This is a genomic window from Gemmatimonadota bacterium (assembly GCA_026705765.1).
Classification (GTDB): domain Bacteria; phylum Latescibacterota; class UBA2968; order UBA2968; family UBA2968; genus VXRD01.
Window position 1 is genome coordinate 1 of the sequence record JAPPAB010000152.1, and the last position, 22,422, is coordinate 22,422.

The 22,422-nt window shown below is 49.7% G+C and carries 28 protein-coding genes; 14 read left to right on the forward strand and 14 right to left on the reverse strand.

What is annotated here, in order from left to right:
- Positions 1 to 179: 179 nt before the first annotated feature.
- Positions 180 to 962 carry an SDR family oxidoreductase gene (locus tag OXH16_19515; protein MCY3683593.1) on the reverse strand — a complete coding sequence of 261 codons (783 nt, stop codon included), beginning with the start codon at positions 960 to 962 and terminating at the stop codon, positions 180 to 182.
- 135 nt (positions 963 to 1,097) lie between these two features.
- Between OXH16_19515 and OXH16_19520 the strand changes: the two genes are divergently transcribed.
- From OXH16_19520 to OXH16_19535, 4 genes are all read left to right on the forward strand, one after another.
- On the forward strand, positions 1,098 to 1,988 hold the full coding sequence (locus OXH16_19520; protein ID MCY3683594.1) for an aldo/keto reductase: 891 nt from the start codon (positions 1,098 to 1,100) through the stop codon (positions 1,986 to 1,988).
- A gap of 25 nt (positions 1,989 to 2,013) precedes the next feature.
- Positions 2,014 to 2,802, forward strand: coding sequence for an aldolase/citrate lyase family protein (locus OXH16_19525; GenBank protein MCY3683595.1), 789 nt, complete (start codon positions 2,014 to 2,016; stop codon positions 2,800 to 2,802).
- Positions 2,803 to 3,216: 414 nt separating this feature from the next.
- Complete coding sequence (locus OXH16_19530; GenBank protein MCY3683596.1) at positions 3,217 to 3,543, forward strand: hypothetical protein; 327 nt, start codon at positions 3,217 to 3,219, stop codon at positions 3,541 to 3,543.
- 38 nt (positions 3,544 to 3,581) lie between these two features.
- Positions 3,582 to 4,193 (forward strand): hypothetical protein, encoded by a 612-nt coding sequence (locus OXH16_19535; GenBank protein MCY3683597.1) that lies wholly within the window; start codon positions 3,582 to 3,584, stop codon positions 4,191 to 4,193.
- A 216-nt stretch (positions 4,194 to 4,409) separates the two neighbouring features.
- On the opposite strand, the gene OXH16_19540 is transcribed toward OXH16_19535, so the two are convergent.
- Complete coding sequence (locus OXH16_19540) at positions 4,410 to 5,318, reverse strand: hypothetical protein (protein ID MCY3683598.1); 909 nt, start codon at positions 5,316 to 5,318, stop codon at positions 4,410 to 4,412.
- 311 nt (positions 5,319 to 5,629) lie between these two features.
- On the reverse strand, positions 5,630 to 5,917 hold the full coding sequence (locus OXH16_19545) for an arsenate reductase (protein MCY3683599.1): 288 nt from the start codon (positions 5,915 to 5,917) through the stop codon (positions 5,630 to 5,632).
- 276 nt (positions 5,918 to 6,193) lie between these two features.
- Between OXH16_19545 and OXH16_19550 the strand changes: the two genes are divergently transcribed.
- A complete protein-coding gene (locus OXH16_19550; GenBank protein MCY3683600.1) occupies positions 6,194 to 6,343 on the forward strand; it encodes a hypothetical protein in 150 nt (49 codons plus the stop codon).
- Positions 6,344 to 6,675: 332 nt separating this feature from the next.
- Here the strand turns inward: OXH16_19550 and OXH16_19555 are convergent, their stop codons facing one another.
- Positions 6,676 to 6,870 (reverse strand): hypothetical protein, encoded by a 195-nt coding sequence (locus OXH16_19555; protein ID MCY3683601.1) that lies wholly within the window; start codon positions 6,868 to 6,870, stop codon positions 6,676 to 6,678.
- A gap of 467 nt (positions 6,871 to 7,337) precedes the next feature.
- Between OXH16_19555 and OXH16_19560 the strand changes: the two genes are divergently transcribed.
- The 4 genes from OXH16_19560 (at position 7,338) to OXH16_19575 (ending at position 9,640) form a co-directional block, all read left to right on the forward strand.
- Entirely contained in the window at positions 7,338 to 7,985 is a 648-nt protein-coding gene (locus OXH16_19560) for a hypothetical protein (GenBank protein MCY3683602.1), read from the forward strand.
- A gap of 3 nt (positions 7,986 to 7,988) precedes the next feature.
- Positions 7,989 to 8,162: a hypothetical protein gene (locus OXH16_19565; GenBank protein ID MCY3683603.1), complete on the forward strand. Its 174-nt coding sequence runs from the start codon at positions 7,989 to 7,991 to the stop codon at positions 8,160 to 8,162.
- Positions 8,163 to 8,888: 726 nt separating this feature from the next.
- Positions 8,889 to 9,182: a hypothetical protein gene (locus OXH16_19570; protein ID MCY3683604.1), complete on the forward strand. Its 294-nt coding sequence runs from the start codon at positions 8,889 to 8,891 to the stop codon at positions 9,180 to 9,182.
- Entirely contained in the window at positions 9,182 to 9,640 is a 459-nt protein-coding gene (locus OXH16_19575) for a type II toxin-antitoxin system VapC family toxin (protein MCY3683605.1), read from the forward strand. The genes OXH16_19570 and OXH16_19575 overlap by 1 nt, the downstream gene beginning before the upstream one ends.
- 130 nt (positions 9,641 to 9,770) lie before the next feature.
- On the opposite strand, the gene OXH16_19580 is transcribed toward OXH16_19575, so the two are convergent.
- Both OXH16_19580 and OXH16_19585 read right to left on the reverse strand, forming a co-directional pair.
- Positions 9,771 to 10,523: a phytanoyl-CoA dioxygenase family protein gene (locus OXH16_19580; GenBank protein ID MCY3683606.1), complete on the reverse strand. Its 753-nt coding sequence runs from the start codon at positions 10,521 to 10,523 to the stop codon at positions 9,771 to 9,773.
- Position 10,524: 1 nt separating this feature from the next.
- The gene (locus OXH16_19585) at positions 10,525 to 11,883 is read right to left on the reverse strand and encodes a sulfatase (protein ID MCY3683607.1); all 1,359 of its coding nucleotides are present in this window, start codon (positions 11,881 to 11,883) and stop codon (positions 10,525 to 10,527) included.
- A 103-nt stretch (positions 11,884 to 11,986) separates the two neighbouring features.
- Between OXH16_19585 and OXH16_19590 the strand changes: the two genes are divergently transcribed.
- The 3 genes from OXH16_19590 (at position 11,987) to OXH16_19600 (ending at position 13,917) form a co-directional block, all read left to right on the forward strand.
- Positions 11,987 to 12,460, forward strand: coding sequence for a DUF5990 family protein (locus tag OXH16_19590; protein ID MCY3683608.1), 474 nt, complete (start codon positions 11,987 to 11,989; stop codon positions 12,458 to 12,460).
- Entirely contained in the window at positions 12,461 to 13,126 is a 666-nt protein-coding gene (locus tag OXH16_19595; protein MCY3683609.1) for an alpha/beta hydrolase, read from the forward strand. It begins immediately after the preceding gene.
- Between the two features lie 65 nt (positions 13,127 to 13,191).
- Complete coding sequence (locus OXH16_19600; protein ID MCY3683610.1) at positions 13,192 to 13,917, forward strand: MGMT family protein; 726 nt, start codon at positions 13,192 to 13,194, stop codon at positions 13,915 to 13,917.
- Here OXH16_19600 and OXH16_19605 read toward each other — a convergent pair.
- Complete coding sequence (locus OXH16_19605) at positions 13,898 to 14,872, reverse strand: NUDIX domain-containing protein (GenBank protein ID MCY3683611.1); 975 nt, start codon at positions 14,870 to 14,872, stop codon at positions 13,898 to 13,900. The two genes, OXH16_19600 and OXH16_19605, sit on opposite strands and share 20 nt — an antisense overlap.
- Before the next feature lie 204 nt (positions 14,873 to 15,076).
- Here OXH16_19605 and OXH16_19610 point away from each other — a divergent pair, with 204 nt between their 5' ends.
- Positions 15,077 to 15,823 (forward strand): DUF1080 domain-containing protein, encoded by a 747-nt coding sequence (locus OXH16_19610; GenBank protein MCY3683612.1) that lies wholly within the window; start codon positions 15,077 to 15,079, stop codon positions 15,821 to 15,823.
- A 66-nt stretch (positions 15,824 to 15,889) separates the two neighbouring features.
- Here the strand turns inward: OXH16_19610 and OXH16_19615 are convergent, their stop codons facing one another.
- Together OXH16_19615 and OXH16_19620 are read right to left on the reverse strand one after the other, a co-directional pair.
- Positions 15,890 to 16,207 carry a HigA family addiction module antitoxin gene (locus OXH16_19615; GenBank protein MCY3683613.1) on the reverse strand — a complete coding sequence of 106 codons (318 nt, stop codon included), beginning with the start codon at positions 16,205 to 16,207 and terminating at the stop codon, positions 15,890 to 15,892.
- Positions 16,208 to 16,218: 11 nt separating this feature from the next.
- Entirely contained in the window at positions 16,219 to 16,500 is a 282-nt protein-coding gene (locus tag OXH16_19620) for a type II toxin-antitoxin system RelE/ParE family toxin (protein MCY3683614.1), read from the reverse strand.
- A gap of 147 nt (positions 16,501 to 16,647) precedes the next feature.
- On the opposite strand from OXH16_19620, the gene OXH16_19625 reads away from it, so the two are divergent.
- Positions 16,648 to 17,619, forward strand: coding sequence for a succinylglutamate desuccinylase/aspartoacylase family protein (locus OXH16_19625; GenBank protein MCY3683615.1), 972 nt, complete (start codon positions 16,648 to 16,650; stop codon positions 17,617 to 17,619).
- Between the two features lie 6 nt (positions 17,620 to 17,625).
- On the opposite strand, the gene OXH16_19630 is transcribed toward OXH16_19625, so the two are convergent.
- The 5 genes from OXH16_19630 to OXH16_19650 all read right to left on the reverse strand — a co-directional run.
- Positions 17,626 to 18,087: a hypothetical protein gene (locus tag OXH16_19630; GenBank protein ID MCY3683616.1), complete on the reverse strand. Its 462-nt coding sequence runs from the start codon at positions 18,085 to 18,087 to the stop codon at positions 17,626 to 17,628.
- A 42-nt stretch (positions 18,088 to 18,129) separates the two neighbouring features.
- Positions 18,130 to 19,842 carry an arylsulfatase gene (locus tag OXH16_19635; GenBank protein MCY3683617.1) on the reverse strand — a complete coding sequence of 571 codons (1,713 nt, stop codon included), beginning with the start codon at positions 19,840 to 19,842 and terminating at the stop codon, positions 18,130 to 18,132.
- A 17-nt stretch (positions 19,843 to 19,859) separates the two neighbouring features.
- Entirely contained in the window at positions 19,860 to 20,930 is a 1,071-nt protein-coding gene (locus OXH16_19640; GenBank protein ID MCY3683618.1) for an aryl-sulfate sulfotransferase, read from the reverse strand.
- A gap of 1 nt (position 20,931) precedes the next feature.
- Entirely contained in the window at positions 20,932 to 21,855 is a 924-nt protein-coding gene (locus tag OXH16_19645) for a phytanoyl-CoA dioxygenase family protein (GenBank protein MCY3683619.1), read from the reverse strand.
- Between the two features lie 40 nt (positions 21,856 to 21,895).
- The coding region (locus OXH16_19650) for a sulfatase-like hydrolase/transferase (GenBank protein ID MCY3683620.1) at positions 21,896 to 22,422 on the reverse strand (527 nt) is incomplete at its 5' end.

Here is a 22,422-nt window from a genome sequence, read left to right on the forward strand (position 1 = left end):
AGTGGGTCTCCTTTCTTACTACTCATAAGGTACCCACCGAAACGGGTCAAGTCCACCACGCCTAAAGGCTGTGGGCTTTACGGGCTATTTGATAAGCACTGGCGTGGGGCCAGGATTGGTCGTCGGCAATGCAGAAGAGGATGTTTGGGCGTTGTGTCATTTATCTTCCCTCACTATTGTTATACGACGTTGGACAATCCGCCATCGAGGTTAATCGCCGTGCCGGTGATGAAAGAAGCGCATTCCGAAGCGAGAAAGGCGACGAGTGCGCCAGCATCAGAGGGTTCACCTAAACGTCCCAGTGGATGTTCTTCAGCCTGCTCAGTCCAGTAATCCTCTAAAGTGCCGCGAGAACCTTCTGCTTTCCAGGCGCGTTCTCCCTGCGCGCTTTTGATAGAGGTCAAGCACACGGTGTTTACGAGGATATTGTAAGGCAATAGTTCCTTGGATAGCGCTTTGGTCATTGCTATCCCCGCTGCACGGCTCACGGAGGTTGGATAAGAAGCTGCGCCAGGCTGTTTGCCCCCCGGATGCGTGACGTTGATGATCCGTCCTCCGTCGACGAGTTTCATCTGAGGAATGACCAGGCGCGCACAGCGCACAGCTCCCATTAGTTTCAGATCTAAATCGGCATGCCAATCATCGTCGTCCAACTCATCGAAGGCGCTCGCGGCAGACCGGCCAGCGTTGTTGACCAGGATGTCAATCCGTCCGAAATGCTGGACCGCTCTGTCGATGAAGTTCGTTAGCGTTTCCGGCTTGGTCACGTCAGCAGAGACCGCGAGGACATCACCATCGGTCAACGCACGGAGTTCCTCCGCTGCTTGCTGTAAGACATCATCGCGTCGCGCACATATCGCGACCTTCGCTCCCTCTTCCAGGAATCGCAATGCGATTCCCCTGCCGATTCCCTCGCTGCCGCCCGTGATAATCGCAACTTTTCCTTCCAATCCAAGGTCCATATCAATTCTCCTCAAGCGAGTCTATGTCCGTTGAGATTTTTTGGTGGTTTTAGTGAATTTTGGTTGTATTATATACGACATTTGGGTGACTTGTGCAAATATCGGAATGCGTGAAGGCAGAGTGAGAGTATTGAGATGAAATTTCGAACGCTGGGAAAGACGGGTTTGCAGGTTTCGGAGATCGGTTTTGGCGCGGCGCAGATTGGGAATCCCTCGTTGCCGGAATCGCAGGTTGAAGCGGTGCTGAACACGGTGCTCGATTTGGGTATCGCGTTTATCGATACGGCTGCGATGTATGGCGATAGCGAAGAGCGGATCGGGAAGTTTATCGCCCATCGGCAGGACGATTTTGTTCTGGCGACGAAGTGCGGCGATTATCAGGTGATCAATGGCGGCAAGCGCGAGATTGTAAAGGATTATTCGCCCGAGGGTATTTTGAGGACGATTGATACGAGTCGATCAAGGCTGAAGATGGATGTGATCGATATTGTGCAATTTCACGGGTTGCCTGGAGAAGCGGACGATTGGGATGCGGCGTTTGACGCGCTGTTGGAGGCAAGGGATAGGGGATGGACGAAGTTTGTCGGTGTATCAGCTGATGGATCGGCAGCGGCTGAGGCTGCGAAGAGGTGGGATTTGGATACGCAGGAGTTTACGTACAATGTGTTGTTCCAGGAGTCTGCTGAAAATTTGATGCCGACTTTGTGTGATCGGGGTATGGGAACAATTATCAAGCGTCCGATTGCCAATGGGGTGTATCTCAGGTCCGAGCGGCCAGATGGTTCGTATATGGGCGATCCGTGGGATCGGGCACAGCAGATGCCGTTGCGGGAATTGGCGGGCGATATGCCGCTGATTGAATTTGCGTTGCGTTTTACGCTTTCTCACAAAGATGTGTGTACTGCTATTGTGGGATCGACCAATGCGGATCATCTCGCAGATAATGTGAAAATTTCAGATGGAGAAGTGTTATCTGAAGATGTGTTGGAGAAGACGAAGCGAGTTTTTCAGTCGTTGTTTGGGTGATTAACCACTCACAAAGGAGTTTATTTTGAAACCCAACAGAATTAGAGAAAAATTAGATGCGGGCGAACCTACCATTGGCACGCGGATTCATTCGAGTTGGCCGGCGATTGTTGAGGCGATTGGACATACGGGGCTTTACGACTATGTCGAATATGTTGGTGAATACGGTACGTTTGATCTCTACGATCTCGACAATTTGTGCCGCGCAGCCGAGTTGTACAATATGGGTATGATGTTCAAAATTGATCGCAGCCATCAGTACTATTTGTCGCAACGGGCGATCGGGTCTGGTTTTGGGAGTATTTTGTTTACGGATTGCCGCACGGAAGAAGATGCGAAGGAATGTGTGCGCGTGACGCTTCCAGATACGCCGGAGGATGGTGGCCTGTACAGTGTGTACACGCGGCGCAATACGTATATGGGATATGGCGGGGGTCCGGAGTATGTGAAGGCGATGCGGGAGACGGTTGTGGTTTTGATGATCGAAAAGAAGGAGGCGGTGGAAAATCTGGAGTCGATTCTTTCGGTTCCAGGCGTGGATATGGTGCAATGGGGACCTTCAGATTATTCGATGAGTGTCGGCAAGGCGGGGCAGCGCGGTGATCCCGCAGTGGCAGATGCGCGGAATGAGGTGTTTAAGACTGCGCTGAGTATGGGCGTGCATCCCCGCGCAGAGATTATGTCGCCCGATGAGGCAAAGGAATATCTCGATATGGGCGTGCGGCATTTCAATATCGGGGTGGATATCTCAGTTTTGCATTCGTGGTGGCGAAATAATGGCGATGAGCTGAGAAAAGCGGTGGAGGGTGCGTGAGAGAATAGACGAAACGGTGTATGAAGGCGAGTGAGCGGAGTACAACTGCGACAGCAGTTCAATCGAGCATGACTGGACGCATCTCAGGCCAGTTCATAGACGCATAGGCGTAGTCTACAACTGTCTGTTATTCACAGCGGATAATATGAAAAGGACTACGTATGTATGGATTTAATCCAAGAAATACTGCCGGAAGGGGAGAATAAACCACAAATTAAGGCAATCTTTGTCAAGTAAAAATGAAAAGGCAGGGATTATGAGCAGGAAATTGACACCAGAAGAACTCAGAGAACTCAAGAAGAAGGTGGACGAACTAAAGGAATAAGGGAACCGTCCACTCGCTCCGAGGCTGGATATACCGATACCGGAGCGCGTATTCAGGACGTACAGGCAAAACAAGGAAAGGGAGTGATCATGCTCTTTTTCATTAGTCTCATTATAGCGGGTATCGCAATAACAATAGGATGGGAAGAGTCAGGAGTTTCGATATTCCCGACATTTATTATCTTCATGGCTGTTTGTTGTCTTATAGGACGCTGGAGATTTAACAGAAGGTTCTATAAAACCCTTGAAGCTGAGTTTGAAAAGGCCGAAGAAGGAGACCTTCCGGACGAAAATAATAACTCCTTCGAGTGGTTGGGTGAAAAAAAACAAATAAGAAAAGCACAAGAGCGACTAATAATGGGGCCAGTTTTAGTCTTACTCAGCATAATCGCGCTAATCATAGAGATCGTAGCCTGAATTTTCAAGAAGTAGATGGAGAAGAACCAAGGTAAGCGATGAAACGGTATTTTGCCTTTCTTAAAAAAATAGTATTGTGGTGTTTGGGTCTCTTTATTGTATATCAGGCAGTGCGGATTTTTGTTATCGAGGCCACCCTGCCAAGCCCCAAAGAAGGGGCCGAGGTATTTGTTTCACATTTTCGGGGAATGTATGTCATTTTCCTTCCAAAATATAAAATGATAACAATGGTAAGATATGATGATTCCGCAGTATTATGCGCTCAATTATTAGACCAAACAAATAGGGCAGGAAGAAAGATAGTCGGGGATTTCTATTATCTCGAAGACCGATATGCCCTGATAGATATATTCCCTTTCGTGCCCGCACCGGAGGGATACACACCGTATAATTATGAAATGGAAGTTCTCTCTACGTTGGGAGAAGAAAACAAACATTGTGGTGATATTCTATTACCAACCGAGACAATAATCGAAGCGGTAATTCACCGTAAGGGAGATAGGTTGATTACCGATAGATACCGGGGGGCACTATTCGATGAGCAGTTTTATTATCGAGATAGCCATACATTATTTTTTAAAGAAGAAAATCCTGACTTGAATTATATATCGCGTCTTTATCAAGCTCTCGAAGCTAAAATGGAAAAATAGCACTCAGTAGCTAAAAAGTCGGGCCCTCCCAACGCTACACAGGGTTATCATTTTCCTCTTACGGGATACCGACAATCAAATCCCTGTATTTCAGCCTCTTTCCTTCAAAGCCCTCCACGATCAATTTTATTAGGCAGTTGCACCTTCCTTGACGCGATACTGAATAACTGACGTGACGCGGTGTCCCTGTATCTCGTCAGGCTTATGGAAATCACGTTACGCATCTAATACGCGCTGAAATGCATCGAGATCGGGCACCTGTACCGCCGTACGGAGCAATTGCTTGAGGTGTTGCAAATCGTCAATGGCGGCAATTCGAGTGGATAGGGGGTGTGTCTCGGGCATATCAAATCGAATCTCCAGCACGTCAAGGAGATCTTCAATGGCACGTTGCCTGACCCCCTGCTCAAGGCCCTGCTCTCTGGCTTCCTCTCTGCTTTGTTGGGTAAGGGATTGAAAAAGAGATGATTCGCGGATGATATCCATGATGTCCTCCTGAAAAATAACAGCAGAAATGGTTTCAGAATCATACACCAACTCGCTTAAGGCCACCATGCCAGCGAGATAATCCGCCCTATATGACCGAGCGATGGGGCGCGTCCGAGCCGTGTGAATACACTGATGCAACCACGCATCCGAGGCCATCCCTTCAGGCGGCTTCATCAACGGCGTGAAAGGGATCAGCCCCGAATGCCCCGTGCTCAGGATGGGTTGGCCTTCTATTTCGATCAATCTGATCACGCGATACCGAATCGCGATTTCGTAGCCGGGAACCTCCTGGATGTAATATCCCAGATCGTTCTGTCCCGCATTGGGACGCAGGTAGATGACATTGGAATAGATCGGCAAACCGTGATGCTCAATTGCCCGTCCGATATAGCCTGCCATGCGGCGCGGCATGGGAGGATTGGTGCTGTCGGTCGTTTGAAACTCGTTGTGGACTAATGCCTCCTGACCATCGATTCGCACGCGAATGAAGCTGTCTGCTCGGCGTGCTCTGACCGTGGGCTGCTCTGTTTCGATGATCTCAATGACCTCGACGTCGTCTCGCGCGAGGGCGAAGCGGGTGAAGTGGTCGGGATAGTGTTGAATGAGGTATTTGGAGATGGTGTCAATGTCTGCCATGTGAGATGCCTCGCGTCTGATGGGATGAGCGCGTGGGGATACACGCAACAGTCAGACACAAAGCAAATGACAGGCCAAAAAATGGTAATTCGCCAAAAATTGAGCGACAATTTGCGTTGGCAAGGAACCTGAATCCCGCATTGTGCTTTAAATATGCTGTATTGCACACTTGTTCATAACCTGAATTTAAATCCGCAGATGGACGCAGATGGGCACAGATGAAAGGCGAGAGGGTACATTTTGAGCCATGAATGAGTGGTCATGTGAAAGATATGTACCGCTTGACCAAGTGGCTGCAGCAGCTGTTTTTTTTAAGTGAGGAGTTCCTGCACGGCTTCTGAGGGACGGGCAATGACTGCGCGATCTCCGCGAATGCACACGGGGCGATTCATGACTTCGGGATGTTCCAAAAGCAAGCCGACGAGTGCATCGGGTGTATTGTAGTCATCCATGTCGCGTCCCAATTTTTCAAAGGAACTGGGATGAATCATGTCTTTGGGTTCACCGGGCAGGAGTGCGAGAAATTTTCTCAAGTCCTGTTCGCTCAGAGGTGTTTTTAAGTATTCAATGACGTCGAACTCGACGTTGCCAGCGCGCAATATATCCAGTGCGCCATTGGATTTGCTTCAGTTGGGGTTGTGGTAGATGGTGAGTTTTGACATGTTAAATCTCCTTTTGTGGTGAAGAATGTCTCAATAGGGAGTATAAATGTCTGGATTTTCGGGGTCAAGGGAAAGTTAGGGGTTGATACTGAGGCTGGAGCAAAGAGCGCAAAAAAATCGAATTTTCAAATGATATAGGCTATATTTCAGACTCATCAGGAGTGATTGAAAAAACAGTAAATAGACAGAAAAGTAGTGGAAAGGAGATCAGAGATGGGTGAGCAGAGCTACGAGCAGCGTTTAGAGATGTTCTTTTTCAACCTGAGCCAAAAGCTCCAAATTCATCAAGGAGAAAAACGGCGTTGGGACCGTTTTCTTTCAACGGATTTCAATGTTGTCTCCGAATTTATCGGTCTTGCGTGATTTTGAAAAATTGGTTAGCAAAAGCGGAATTTTTGTCTGCTACGCCGATCTTGAGTGGTGGGGGAAATTGCAAGATTTCAAAGTGAAGCACTGGCGCGAAATAGGCGAATTTCACCATGCGTTTTGGCGCGATTTCAAACCGAGGCAATGCCTCGAAAAAAGTTGAAAAAAGTTGAAATTTTTTTAGGTTTTGGTCGTGTGACCTCATCGAAGGTAGTTATATCGCTGATGTTTGTCAGTTGCCCTGCTACCATGAAATGGCTGTTGCTCAGGGGCTTTAGAGCCTTGATTTACGAATGGCGGTCACACGACCAGAATTTGATAATGTCTTGTTAATGCTCTTTTCGGTTTGTGTTCTTAGCAACTATTTTTATGTGAGACCCATCCTCTTCAATTTCCAAATCATCAGAGGTCAAATCCGTATTCTCAACTATATTTTTCTTCGTCGATTCTATCAACTCGTCTTTATCTCGTTTAAATTTTTCAACGAGTTCCTTGACTTCTGTGCGTACAGGGAAATATCCCATGGCTGACTCCTTTCTGAATGGTGTGCCTAAATGGGATCGTGTGTGGGCGGTCGGTCAACCGCACACACTTAAATTTGATTGTATTGTATAGGGAAAATAGAAAAAGAGATAATTGCCTACAAGGTCTTTCTAATTTCTGGCGGGATAGAGAAGGGATGCGTGGTGGGATTTAGATTTCAAATTGAGACACAAATCTGTATTTGAAGATTCTCTTGCCATAGTTACATCTCCTTCTTACTGTTGGTTAAATGTGGCAGTGCGAGAGGGTCTTGTTCCTCGCTGGCGTATTTCTGGGACCTTTTGGCGCGGCGATAGCGAAAATTAAGGCTGGCGACCAGTGCGAGGTCTGCAAGAGTCGCATTCACCTTGAGGCTAAAATTTGCCCTGAATGCAAATCAAATCACATGCCACATTCGCAAAGGTGGCGGAAAAATTGAGTCGATCAATTTCAAAATGAAAGGAATGACATGTTAAAACGCGAATCTGAGAAAATAGATGTAATACAAAGTCTAATGAATATGGCAATGTCTCACATTGCTATATGTAAATGGTCTCACTCAAAAATTTCTAAGGAACATCGGAAACGATCACAAGAAGGATACCAAAAACAATCGGAATACGAGTTACATATAGGAATGACAGGAATTGTGTGTTTTGGGCTAAATCTATTTTCCATAGAGCTATCATTGAAGTTGACTCGATTATTATATGGGCTACCTTATTGCAACACACATGACCTATATCGCCTATATAAAGACATAAGAGACTCAATTGATAATTCCGAAGAATTACTAAGTACAGTATTAGGCCATATTAACACCATGACCTCTTTCTTAAAAGAAAAACGTGTATCGAAAAAGGAATTAGAAGAGATGTTAGAATCTTACAGAAATACTTACAGGGATATAAGATACTTATATGTAGATGTAAGAGGTAATTCGCCAGGGCATAAGAAACTTAGATGTTTTTTGAAACTTAATGAAAAGGAAACTATATTTGGAAGAGATTTTAGAGTTTTGCGCTATATCGCTGAGGCATTCATAAGCATAAATGAGAACAAGATGAGAGAAGAGGGTATTCCGTTAACAAAAGGCGATGAAATTCAGGAATCTTAATTCATGTCCCAATCAAAATTAAATGAGGCTCTCGAATACAGCAATTTCTCTGCCAGCGTCCACTATGTTGACGTAACCGTGAAAGTCAAAGTCCATGTACCAGACTTTAAATTATGCCTTGTGGCTGAGATGATGGCGCGAGAGCGGTTAGCACTAATTTCGAGCTTTACGTTGTAAAAGGAATATCCCATGGCTAATTCCTTTCTCAAGAGGGTTCTCAATGGGATCGTGAGTGGGCGGTCGGCCAACCGCCCACTCACACTAAAATTTTGTTGTATAGGGAAAATAGAAAAAGAGAAGATTATTTCAAGGTCTTTCTGATTTTTGACAGGATAGAGAGGATAAGAGAGGATAAGAGAGGATAAGAGAGGATAAGAGAGGATAAGTTGGTCGGAGTTGACTTGGGCTGGTCTCAATTTGAGAATTTTAAATTGGGGGCTGGGAGTTCAAATGAGATACGAAAATTTTTTAAAAGGAGTGTCTTATGTCGGAAAAACAAGTAGAGTATAGCAAGGAGAGGCGATATGGTGGAATAAAAAAGGAAATTATGGACAACGATATACGAAACAGAGATTTGGATTTGGTATCAGTCTCTAAAACTTCCCAATCGGGACTACACAGATTGGACTAATAAAGATACTCTTATCGAGATGCATACCTATCCCAAGTTCGTAGCTAAGGCTATAGGCAACCACCTTCTTGAGATCATCGAAGTGGCGAAACCAAAGATTGAGAAATGGGTCAAACAAAATCCGTCTGCTCAATAAGATTACCATACACAAAAACACCCTGCGTCAACGGACACAGGGCGTTTTTATTTCTTAGTTGCTTCATTTCAGAAGTATGGTATTGTTTTAAAGGTGGTCATATCAAGCCATTGTCAAACTTTTTAGGAGAAAAATAATGGCCAGTATTGACAAAAACGCCGAACCTAACCTTGAAAAACTCATTGACACCCTCTGTAAACTTTCCCCCGATGATTTGAAGGAAGTGAAGCGAAGGCTTGAAAAGCAACTTGAAGAATCCAATCATTCTCGGGAGCCATTGGGCGATCTGCAGGAGGATGATTTGTGGGGATTGGATTTGAGCCGCGAGACTGCGGACGATGCGGCCTCAATGAGGGAAGTGCTCAGAATCACTTCTAAGTTCAAAGGGTCTATGGCAAAGATCGTGAGTGAAGAAAGAGACGAAAGGTAATGGCGGTTTGTTTTTTTGATACGAGTGCTCTGGTTAAATACTATCACAACGAGTTGGGAAGACAGATGGTTGTCAACCTCGTTGATGATCCAGATAATCGCATTTTTATATCCCGGCTTGGACTGATAGAATGGCATTCTGCCTTTTTTCGTCTCAGGCGTATGGACATATTTACCCAAGATGAGTTTCAAACCATACGAACGCGATTCCTTTCAGATATTCGGCATCGAAAATTTCTTATTCAACCTCTTGAACGCACAAACCAGAACCGGGCTATTCGTCTCCTCTCCCGTTATGCTGTCACCCAAAGTCTGCGCACATTAGACGCTCTTCAGCTTGCCATTGCCCTTCACACCAATAGCCATACACCTCTCGATCATTTTGTTTGCGCTGATATTCCCTTCTGTCAGGTCGCCACACTGGAAGGGCTTTCTGTGCTCAATCCCGAATCCCTTTGAGCGGCTATATTCGCCGTGAAAAAAGATACCAGAGAGTGGGGACAAGCCTCTATTCCCCAGTCTCTCAACGCCTCACCCCTTTGTCTCTTTGTGCCTTTGTGTCTTTGTGTGAGGCCCTCTCACCGCTTACCTATATTCGCCAGCGTTTCCAGAGGTCATCGGGTATTTCGTCTCGGAATGTCTCCTGGTCTTTGTGAGGGAGGCGGGCGAACAGGCCATAGCGGATGTTGTTGCTGGTGTTTTGAGAGGGTTCGTGCAGGATGTTGCAGTGCCAGAAGATGACGTCGCCTGCTTTTGCATGTAGTTCGACGGGTTGAATATCTTTGACCATGTCGAGATATTCGGGGTGGTCCTTAAAGCTGTGGCTGAGATGATCGGGATGTTTGCGAAGAAATTCCCATGATTTGATATGGCTGCGCGGCCAGAAGACGGTGCCACCGCCGCGCGGTTCCACGTTGTAGATGTAGGTCGCCAATCCGAGGAGAAAAGGCATGGTGCGCCGTCTGCCGAGATAACCGTCGATGTGCCCGCGCTCTGGCAAGCACCATTCGCTTTTGGGTTCGGGCAAGAGCAGACGCAGGTTGCCGTCTTCTCCGCAAAATTGTCCATCGCCCCCCATGTGATCGACTATGGCTTTGACTTTTGGCTGGTTGACGAGTTGTGTTTCTTCTGGGGAAAAGCGAAAGCCTCTCAATATGGTGATGTCTTCGCGGTGTTGTTGGCGCGGTCCTGCGGCGTTTTGTTGGACGGGGTCAGAGAGATCGCCGAATTTGGCGCGAATTTGCGCGCGCCAATTGTCTAACATCGATGGATCAATCAGATTGGGTACGAGGGTATATCCCAATGTTTTGAACTCGGCGATCTGTTCGGGTGTAAGGGCCATGTTAACCCCGTTCTTTGAGGTCGTAAATGGCGATCATATAGGGATGGTCGCGGTCGAGATGCGTGAGGGTGTCGGGGTTTTCAACGCGGCCAGCGGGACGGATGTTTTCGCCTGTTATGCCCGCGGCATCGTCTCCGAGGTCTTTGCGACAGGCGTCAATTTGCGCTCTGAGATCCCGCACGATATCGGGGTGTTGATCACTGATGTCATTGGTCTCGCCGATGTCGGCTTCGAGGTCGTAGAGTTCTTGGATTTCTTGATCGTCTTTGCGGATGTGGAGTTTCCATTTGCCGCTCCGCACGGCTTCGATGCTGTTGCGTTTGTAGTAAAAGAAGGATTCGTGTTGCGATGTTGCGCCTTTTTCTGCGAACATGAATGGGCGGATGTCTTTGCCGTCGATGATGCGGTCGGTGGGTACTTCTGCTCCGCCAAGGGCCGCAAGCGTGGGGTAAAAGTCCATGGATAATGTCAGTTCGCTGCACACTTCGCCCGCGGGAATTTTGCCGGGCCATCGCATGAGGCACGGTACGCGCTGACCGCCTTCCCATGTGGTGCCTTTGGTGGCGCGCAAAGGGCTGTTGCTGCCGCCTTCGTCGCGGGCGCGAGAGCCGTTGTCGCTGGTGAAGATGACGAGGGTGTCGTCGTCGAGTCCCAGGGTTTTGAGTTCGTCAAAGATGACGGCGGCTGCCCAGTCAATGCAGGCGACTGCTGCGCCATATACGCCGTTTTCCGATTCGCGGACAAAGGCTTCGGGGGGATAGTGGGGCAGGTGGACGTGCATGTGGGCGAGGTAGAGGAAGAAGGGCTGGTCTTTGTTGTCGCGTATGAAACGGACGCATTCTTCGACGTAGCGTTCGGTGATGCCGCGCTGGTCGGGTTGTGCCTGGATGACTTCTTCGTCGCGCAATAAGGGCAGAGGTGGATTTTTGTCGTCTTCTTTTTGTATGCCCATGTCGTTGCTATAGGGAATGCCGTAGTAGCTGTCGAATCCGTGGCGGGTGGGCAGAAATTCTGGCTGGTCTCCGCAGTGCCATTTGCCGACTATTTTGGTGGCGTAGCCTTTGTTTTTGAGGAGTTTGGCGATGGTGATTTCGCTGGAATTTAATCCCACGCCCTGGCCGGGGAAGAGGACCCAGCGCCCGTCAAAAGAGCCAAAGCCAATGCGGGGGGGATAACAGCCCGTGAGCATGGCGCCTCGAGAGGGCGAACACACGGGAGATGCCATGTAGAAGTCGGTGAATTTGATGCCTTCCGCAGCCATTTTGTCGAGTGCTGGCGTTTTGTTGATTGTTGAGCCGTAACTGCCGAGGTCACCATAGCCGAGGTCGTCGCAGTTGATCAAGATGATGTTGGGTTGCATGCGTCTCCTTTCGCGATATTTTAAAGAATTGGGCGGCGTAAATGGTATTTCTATACTATACTTAGTTATATCATTTGGTGCAAGTTCTGAAAAGAAGTGGTGCATGAAAGAAAAACAACTGAAACTAAAAGTGATTTGTACCGAATTGCCCGGTACTCGTTTTGAAGATCTATACGGTCACGATCCCGAGGTTAAAGAACCTGTTTATCTCGGCATACAGCACGGCAAAGAGGTTATTGATCAGGTTCCTGCAGATCGCCGCGAGGTGGTATTTTACCCCGAGTTCAGGGTTGGTGAGAAACCCGATGGTTCACCCAATTTTTTGGGTCCTTATGCACAGGGCAGGCCAGCAGATCGCTTTTTTTATTTGTCCTGGGGAGTGGTGCGAGATTCGGGGGATTTTGAGATGTTTCGGCGGCTTAAAATCCGTCTGGGGCATCTCGATTGGGCGCAGGTTAATCGGGCAGTTGAGTCGGGTGATCCCATTGTTGTACAGCTAAAGTTGACGGATGATCGCGGTGGTCCGCTTTGCGCTACGCCGCGGGATTCTCATATTGCGTGGCAAAAGGAGATATAAATGGCTGTTGAACCCAGAGAGTTGAAATTTATTGCGACCGAAGAAAAGGGTGAGGTGTCGGCTTTGTACGCGCGACCGCGTGGGGCAAAGGCATTGTTGGTGTTGGGTCATGGGGCAGGTACGAATATGCGGCATCTTTTTATGCAGGAACTGAGCGATGCGTTGAACGATGTGGGGATTGCGACTTTGCGCTTCAATTATCCCTATTCCGAGAGGGGCGGTGGTGGTATGGATGGCGAGAAGGTGCGGTTGGCAACTGTGCGGGCGGCTATAGAGATGGGGATGAAGCAGGCGCGTGGGTTGCCAGTTTTTGCTGGCGGACATTCGATGAGCGGGCGGATGGTTTCGATGGCTTGTGCTGAAGACCCTATTGATGGGCTGAAGGGTATTGTGTTTTTCGCTTTTCCGCTGTATTCGAGCAAGCCGAATACAGAGCGTGCTGAGCATTTGAAGGATGTGCGCGTGCCGATGCTGTTTTTATCGGGGCAGCGGGATAAGATGGCTAGTTTAGAACTGTTGCAGCCAGTGGTAGATAATCTGAAGTATGCGACGCTTCACGTGGTGGATACGGCGGATCACGGATTTAAAATTTTGAAGCGGCGAAATACCGATGAACCCGTGATGGAAGAGTTGGCGCGGGTCGCAGGTGGATGGATGTCGGAGTAATGGAAAGTGTGCAGATGGATACACAGGGGTGCGTCATTTCTCTGTTCATGAAGATAGAGAAGGGGATGCCTTTATCCAGACCGCGCGATGGTAAATTTTTGCTGCGCACTCGTTTTGGCATTGAAGGCGATGCCAATGCAAGTGGTGTTGGTCCGCGGCAGGTGCTTTTGGTTGCTTTGGAGACTCTGCAGGCGTTCAAATTGCAGCCAGGTGATTTGCGAGAGAATGTCGTTGTCGCCGGGTTGCCGCTGGACGATTTGCCATCGGGGTCGGTGTTGCAATTCGGGGATTCCGCTACAGTTCGGCTGACGTATCATTGTGAGGTGTGTAAGTATATCGGGACGTTGGGCGTAAAACCGATCCTGTCGCTGGAGAATCAGAGAGGATTTTTGGCTGTGGTGTTGACCGGGGGTGTCGTTTGTGAAGGCGACTCGGTCAGGGTTTTGTCCAGGTGTTATGATTCCGTGCCCGATCGCACCTTGGATCGATTTTTGTGGGTTGTAAAGCAGATTCCCTTTGGGAAGGTGATGACGTATAAGCAGATTGTGGATGTTCTGGGGGTGTCGCGTTCGTATTACCGCGTTTTGCCTACGTATATGAAGCGCGTGGCGGGACAGACATATCCCATGCATCGCATTCTGGATTCAAAAGGGTGTTTGACGCCGCATGTAGATAATCAGCGGGCGTTTCTGGCGTGCGAGGGTGTTGAGATCAATGCAGGAGGGGAGGGCAATAACGGATGGGTAGATGTGTCTGTCTTTGGGTGGGATATCAGTGGGATTTATTATTGAATAGTTCGGGAATGTGTTCAGGTGTGACAAATGTGTTGAGTTCGTCGGAGAGGCTATCGATTTCGTCTGCTCCTATCCACTGGTAGTTGAAGGTGTAATCGGCGTCGGCGTCCTCTCCTGTGACAACATGAGACCATTGGTCTGGGGTGTTGCGCGGGGCGAGGAGAAGATAGTCATGCCGTTCGACATTGGATTGGATGTAGTATTTGTAATAGTGATAAACGCCGAGTTTGCGAAGGATTTTTAAGCGCCCCAGGCCAGATTCTTCGTAGAGTTCGCGATACATAGCTTCTTCTGGTGTTTCGCCCGGGTCCAAATTCCCGCCGGGAAAACGCAGGGGCATCGCAGGTGCGTCGTCAAAGCAAAGTCCGAGGAGTTTGTATCCCGAATTATCTGGACGCAGGATGAGGGCAAAGGCTTTGTGTTTCCAGGGGGCTTCGGGTTTGGGGGTCAGGTCAACGGCGCATTCAAATGCAGCGCGATAGAGTTCCCGGTTGTTCGTGATATAATGGGTTTGTCGCGTTCGTTCAGGGCCAAATAGACCGCGTTCACGCACTTCGTCGGTTTCGTTAAAATTTTCAAGTGTGTCAATATGTGCCCAGTAAAAGACCATGTAGGAATCGGGATAAGGATAAGCATAATCATCGGGTTCAGGTCCGTCAATGTGCATGTGGATGTGGGCAAAAACGCCTATCTGATTTAGACGGGCACCTGTTTCTTCATAGACTTCTCGACGGGCTGTGCGATCAGGCGTTTCACCAGGTTCAACATGGCCGCCGGGGAGGTCCCAACCGCGCGATTTGAGATGTGTCATGAGCAAGCGATCTCCGTCGAATGCATATACAAATGTTGCGGTAATTAGTTCAACGGGTGGGCGTTCATCGGAGTACACAACGCGACACTGGTTGGGTTTTGGCAGAGATGGAACGTTTTGTTCTGTGCGGAGAATTTTCATGATTTGTCCTTACGCGCGTTTGGGCAATAAACCAAATTATTTTCGGTGTCTAATATATGGACAGGTAAATACGGGTTAATGATTCATTTCATGCGATAAATTGCGAGCGAGATCCGTGTTCGGAATCCCGCTTGACACATCCTCGTATTTTTATAATCATGGTTTCACGATAAAATATTCACTTCATTTTAGAAAGGAAACGAAATGGCAGCAGAAAAACACACGCCGGTAGGGTATGACGATACGCCGATGTTGCCCAATCAACCGTGGCGCGTTCACGATAAGAATCGTCCAGCACCGCGCGTGGTGACGCCGGGTGCCAGTGCAGGTGATGCGCCATCGGATGCCGTGGTGCTGTTTGATGGTACAGATTTGTCCAGTTGGCAGAGTCTCGATGGTGGAGATCCGACATGGACAGTGGAGAATGGGTATGTAGAGGTGAATCCCCGTACGGGGAATATCCGGACAAAAGATGAGTTTGGAAGCGCGCAGTTGCACATAGAGTTTGCCTGTCCGTCAGAAGTGCGCGGTAGCAGCCAGGGGCGGGGAAATAGCGGTGTGTTTTTGATCGGGAAATACGAGGTGCAGGTGCTGGATGGATATGACAATCCGACGTATTCCGATGGTACGACGGGCGCGATTTACAGCCAGTTTTCGCCGCTGGTGAATGCGACGCGTCCGCCGGGTGAGTGGCAGGCTTATGATATTGTTTTTGAAACACCGGAATACGATGGCGATACGCTGGTGAAGCCCGCGTATTTGACGGTGTTTTTGAACGGTGTTGTGCTGCACAATCGCAAAGAGGCTATGGGGCCTACCGGGCACAGGAATGTGTCGAATTATGACACGCCACACGGGCCTACCGGGCCATTGATGCTGCAAGATCACGGAGATCCTGTGCGCTATCGCAATATCTGGATCCGTCCATTGACTGATTATGATGAGGGGTAGAGAGGACCTATTATTGAGGCTATAAGTGAAAGAGCCGGTCCGAAAATGGATCGGCTCTTTTTAGATTTAATACTGCGGTGTAAGCGGATGAATGTGATTGAGGTCATTGAAATATTGTTGTTCAGATTCCCATAGCTTTCTTGCTTGCTGTGCCCGCAACCAAAATTCTGGGGAATTGCCAAATAGACGGGATAATCGAAGGGCCATAAGGGGGGTTACAGCGCGTTTTTCTTTTAATAAGTCATGTACTGTTTGACGCGAAACACCCAGAGCAGAGGCGAGTGAGGTTGGGGTCAAATTATAATCGGGCATGAAATCTTCTCGAAGCATCTCACCGGGATGTGTTGGTGGGATTTCACGTTTGTGGATGTTGGGTATGGACATTTTGGTTTCTCCTAATGATAGTCAGTGATTTCGACATCATAAGCATCGCCATCAATGAATCGAAAACAGATTCGCCATTGTGTGTTAATGGAAATAGAATATTGTCCTCTTCTGCTTCCTTTTAAGGCATGAAGACGGTTACTCGGCGGAATCTTTAAATCGTCCAAAGTGTCGGCTAGGTCGATGTATTCCAGACGGCGAATGGCTCTTCTAATTATATCAGGTGGTAAACGTCGTGATTGTCCTTCAGTAAAGAGTTCCTGAGTTTCTCTGTTGGCAAAGGTGCGTATCATATTTTTAATGTAATGTGTCACATGACAGTTGTCAAACCTAACAAAGAAATATTACGCTCTTTTCAGTTGACAGCACATGGATTCACTCGTTTTTTTAACACTGAAAAATAAAGAAATATTCAGCTTTTTTTAGGAGCGATAATTATTATGGGTGAATTGCTTCGCGTTGAACATCTTCGGGCTGAGTCAGGGCAGCGTACGGATGGTTATTTGAAGGTGGCTGAGATGCAGGATGGGTCGCCTGCGCGCGTTCCGGTATCCCTGATCAATGGTGCTGAGGAAGGACCGACGATTTATTTGCAGGCGATTAGCGATGGGGATGAGTTAAATGGCATCAGCGTGATTCGACAGGTGTTGAAGCGGCTGGATCCGACTGTGATGAGCGGGCGGGTTATTGCGGTGTTGATTGTCAATTTTCACGCTTTTCACGCGCATCAGGCATTTAGTCCGGTTGATGAAAAAAAGATGAATCGGTGTTTTCCCGGGCGCAAAGATGGCACGTCGAGCGAGCGCATTGCCTATCGGTTATTTCACAATGCGGTGTTGCAGTCCGATTATTGTATCGATTTGCACCAGGGGGGGCGCCGGCCGATGATTGACGAGGTGCGCGTGCGGGTGGATCGACGCAAGCGCATTCATCGCGTGTGTATGGAGATGGCTCAGGTGTTTGGTATTGGCTATATTCTCGATCAGCGCGGTCCCGAAGGTCAACTCGCGCGTTCTGCTCCCGATGAGGGGATTCCGACGATTGATCCAGAACTCGGTGGGTGTCTCGGCTGGGATAGGGAGAGTATTCAAAAGGGTATTACGGGTGTCGAGAATGTGTTGAAGTATTACGGGGTTATACCGGGCGAGCCGTTTATACCCAAAAAGCAAGTGGTGGTGGATGGATTTTTGACGGTGTTGGCCAATCGGGGTGGATTTATAGAGTTTCACGCGCAGCACTACGATCATTTGCAAAAGGGTGATCCCGTTGCGGATATTACCGATCCTTTTGGCAATGTGCTCGAGACGTTGCGTGCGCCAGAGGAGTCGATTTTCTGGTCGGAAAATTTGCTGCCGATGGTAGCAAGCGGTGAGATGGTAGCGACTTTGGGGAAGAATATTCGATATGTCTAAACACCATTAAAACTTAAACTTTAGACGAAATTTTGCCGTGCCGTTTTCATCGATACCCGCCTCCACTTCAGCCCAATCTACCCGACTGAGATGGGCATCCACATAAGCATCTCCCACGCTGTAGAGCACGATTCCAATGGTTGAGAAGAGGTACAGGTTCCGCTCTTGAGTGCCGCGATCTTTAATCTGTTTGCGACGCACTACCCATGCGATGGCCGAAGCTACTTCTGCTGTCGCAATCACGCTGCCTTTTACGCGCTTGCCATTGTAAAATTGTCCCCACCCCGGTAGCGCGATGGACCGCAAGACCGCGCCGCGCACGCGGCGATCCGATGAGAGAGAATCGGACTGAGATTCCGCACTCCATGAAGGGACACTCGCGAAGAAAAGCGCGAGGATGAGTAATAGCCCTTTGCCCATTGTGTTTTTCTTATAGGTGAATGGTGAGAGGACCTCACACAAAGACATAAGAGGTGAGACGTCCTCTCAACCAGTCCCCAGCCCCTCGCTTTATCCCACTTTTTCCACATATACGTAATACGCTCCCAACGAGATGCCATTCCCATCGGTGAGTTCGGTTTCGAGGCTTGTTTCACCGGCCTGGAGGGTGCAGGTGAATGAGATGCCTTTGTCTTCGGATCCGATGGATTGCGCTTGTTCTTGCCCTGCAACTTTGATGCGGGCGGTGCTGACGGGAATTGCATTGCCGCCGTAATAGGGCGTGAGTTTGCCGGGGATGCCTTCGGTGATGGCGCGGTCTTCTTCGCGGGGCCATCGGCGCAGTTCAAAGGTGTAGTCACCAGATTCGGCCACGTCAATTGCCCAGCGACCATTGCATTCCGTTCCGCGGCGGATCGCACCCTGATTCCAGGCAGATTCGCTGTTTTCGTTGTGCCAGTCGTGGGTTGTGATCACAGAGACGGGTTCGCTTTCAGAGCCGACGATGATGGGTACGTCTTCGCCAAAGCGTTCGGAGACAATTGCCCACCAGTCTTCGTAGTGCTGGCGCAGTTCGGCGACGATGTCGGGATGTTGTTCGGCGACATTGTGGCGTTGTCCGTGGTCGTTGTCCATGTCGTAGAGTTCTTCGCCGTTGATGAGCCGCCAGCGCTGTGTCATGGTCGCGCATTTGCGCCATTTGATGGGATTTTCCACGCGCTGCGAGTCCGTGACGATTGTGCGGCCGGGCCAGTTGTCTGTGCCTTCGAGGAGGGATTTGACGCTGGTGCCGTTGATGCGTTCGCGGGCTTCGTCGGAGATGGGGACGTCACAGAGGTCGCAAAGGGTGGGTAAGAAGTCGATGTTGGCAATGAGGGTGTCGATGTCCCGTCCGCTGGTATATCCTCCCGCGGGCCAGTGAAAGAAGAAGGGGACGCGATGTCCGCCTTCGTATTCCGAGCCTTTTTTTCCGCGCATGCCATCGTTGAAACCATCTGTGACATAGCCATTGCCGTCGAGGGCGCAGCCGTTGGCGGTGCCATTGTCGGTCATGAAGATGAAGATGGTGTTTTCTTCCAATCCCTTTTCGTGGAGGAAGTCGCGCATGAGACCGACGTTTTCGTCGATGTTGGTGATCATGCCGTAAAAGCGGTCGCGCTGGCCGGGCAAGCCGTCGCCGTTGTAGAGTTCGCGGTAGTGATCGGCTATGTTGAAGGGACCGTGCGGCGCGTTGGTGGGGATATAGCAGAAGAAGGGCGTGTCCCCACAGTCTTCGATGAATTTTTTGGCTTCGTCAAACCAGATATCCGTGCAGTAGCCTCTGAATTTTTCAGGTACGCCGTTGCGGAAGTACGTGTCGTTAAAATAGGTATTGCCCCAGTAGTCAGGGGTCTGGTGTACGCCGCCGCCGCCGTGGTAAACGACCGTGTCAAAGCCCCGATTGTGCGGGTGAAATGGATAGTTGTCGCCCAGGTGCCATTTGCCAAACATGCCGGTGCGATATCCCGCTGCTTTGAAGAAGTCGGCGATGGTGGTTTCGTCTTTGCGCAATAGCGAGCGTCCGGCAATGGTGTGCCATACGCCTGTGCAGTTGCAATAGCGTCCCGTCATAATGCCCGCCCGGGTGGGCGCGCAGGTGGGACCGACGTGGTAATTGGTAAATCGCACGCTTTCGGTGTAAAGCTTGTCGAGGTTGGGCGTCTGGATGATGTCATTGCCGTGGCATCCGAGGTCGCCATAGCCCTGATCATCGGTAATTACAAAGACTACGTTGGGAGAAGGCATAGGTATGAAAACTCCTTTCAAGATAGAAGAGGGGCTACGTATTCAGGGGAATATCTCAAGCAGCGATAGATGACGGGGCGTCCGTTTTCATGGCGATAGGGGTTGATAAATTCCCAGACGATTTCCCCATCTGGTGTGACTTCAAAAAGTCGGGTCTTGCCGCCTTCGCATATCAGGGTATTGCCATTGGGCAGGCGCTGGGCACCGGAAATGGCTGCGCTGAAGAACGCTTCTTTGGGGTCTGCGACGTATTCCCATTCGATGGTTTCGGTAAGGGGATTGAGTTCAATCACGCGAGAATACCCGCGCAGGGTGCCGTTGTCGAAGATCAGCACATTGCCGTTTGCGAGTATGTGGGGTTTGTGCTGCCCGTCAATGATGCCGGGTCCCCATGCCCAGACAATATCGCTGGTGTCGTAGTCGATCACGCCGATGACGTCGTTGCTGCGGTAGGAGAAGAAGATGTTGCCGGGTTTGAAGCGCGCGTCACCCTCGTTTTTATGAGGTGGTATGAGCTGGAGCGTGTTGTTGTGCGCCCAGTCAAATGCAAAGCGTCCAATGGCGCGGTCCAGAACGTGTTGCCAGGCTTCGGGAGATAGACAGGCTTCGAGGTCTTCCAGATGTTCTTCGCCTTTCCACTCCCAGACCAGTTCTTTGTCTCGCGTAATCTCGATCATGTACGGGTGGCGCTTGAGTTCAGGTCCCAGGGGTGGGCACATGGTTTCGTTGAGTGTGTGGATGAGCAGATTGCCGTTGTCGCGCACCTGATAGTCGTGGTCGGTGCGACAGCGTACGCGCCAGACGAGTGTGCTGTCGGGATCGTATTCAAAAATGCCGACATTGCTGCACTGCGTGACGCCCGAGCGGTCGTGGGTGGGCACGAGTAGATTGCCGTTGGGCAGCAATCGACAGTGAGACTGGACGGTGTGTTGCGTGAGGTGCCATGTGTGGGCGGGTTCTCCGTTCATGTCGATGAGGTACACCACGGCTTCTTTGCCGACTTCCCAGTTTGGTTCCGCGAAGGTTTCTGAGAAGAGGGTGTAGCCTTCATAAGCTTTGTCGGGTTTGTGCTGTGTGATGCTTGGCATTTCAAGAGGTCTCCTTCGCCAATCCCCATTCCGCGCGGTATTCTTCGATGGACTTGCGTTCGGACAGATCTGCTTTGGGTATTACGTCGGGGTCTTTGCCCATGTGTCGCTGGTCCGTGGCTTCTGTGGCGAGTTGGTAGCGCGTGTCGCTGCTGATGCGAAAGCGGTTGGTGGTGTTTTCGAGGGAGGCGTGCATGAAGTACATGCCGAAGATGACGACATCACCGGCCTGAAATGGCGTGGCTGCCCATGTGGTGCCGAGGGTTTCTATGACATCATAGGGGTCGTTGGAGAATGCGCCTTGAATCAGGTCGTCGTGTGCATCCGATGCGCCGTAGGTATTGCGGAGATGTTCGAGTTTGTGCGATCCCAGGCAGAGGGCGAGTGGTCCCATGTCGAGGGAGATATCGCCCAGTGCTGTCCACATGGTATAGAGATTGTTGGTGCCCGCGCCCATATATACAATGTCGCAGTGCATCCCCGCATTGCCTCCCGTTCTGACGGCGCGCAGCCATTTGTGATCGAGCGAGAGGGCGGGACCACCCAAAAAGCGACCGAAGAAGTCCATTGTGTTTTTGCCATCGACGATGTTGAGAAAGCCGGGCCATGTTTTGACCAGGCTGTCTTTGAAGCGCATGGAGCGTTTTCTATCGCCGATGATGGCATCTTCAAGTGTCGATCCTTCGGCGAGCAGGTCCTGACTTTCCATGTGATCGACAACTTCTTTTCGCGCTTTCAGGATGTCTTCGCGATTGTGAAAGTTGCGGATGATGAGATACCCGTCTTCTTCCATTCGCTGTCTCAATGCTTCCGTGTCTGTGAGGATGTCGTTGGATTCCCTCGGCGAGAAGATGGTTTCTCCAAATACGAGTTCTTTTCCACTCATTTTGACTATTGTGCCGTCGGGTGTTTGAAATGCAGGCATAATGTGCTCCTTATATCATTGGTTGGATATTCCGTTGCGGTCAGTTTTCATACATCCGTTTCGCAATGTCGGTGAGTTCGCGCGCGATGCTGGCATTTGCGGGGTCGTCAATGACGTTGCGAAATTCATTCGGGTCGTTCTTCAGGTCAAAGAGTTCAGAGCGTGCCCAACTCAGATAATTGAGTTTCCAGCGGTCTGTGCGGACCATGAGGATGGGCGGTTTGCCCACATACCGATTGTCTCGGGTGAAGACACTGTGACAAAAATCGTATTCGGAGTAGGCATATTCGCGCGGCTGGTAAGTTCGGTTGTCAAATAGAGGGGCAAAGCTGCGTCCGTGGATGTTTTCGGGAATGGGCAGGTTGCACAATTCGGCGAGTGTGGGGTAGATATCTACGTGTTCGACGAGGTGGTTGTACGAGGTGTTGGCCTGGATGTCTCCGGGCAGGCGGATGATGAGCGGTACGCAGACCGATTGTTCATACATGTTGTGTTTGGTCCACATGCGATGGGCGCCGGCCATTTCGCCGTGGTCAGAGGTATAGACGATGATAGTGTTCTGGTCGA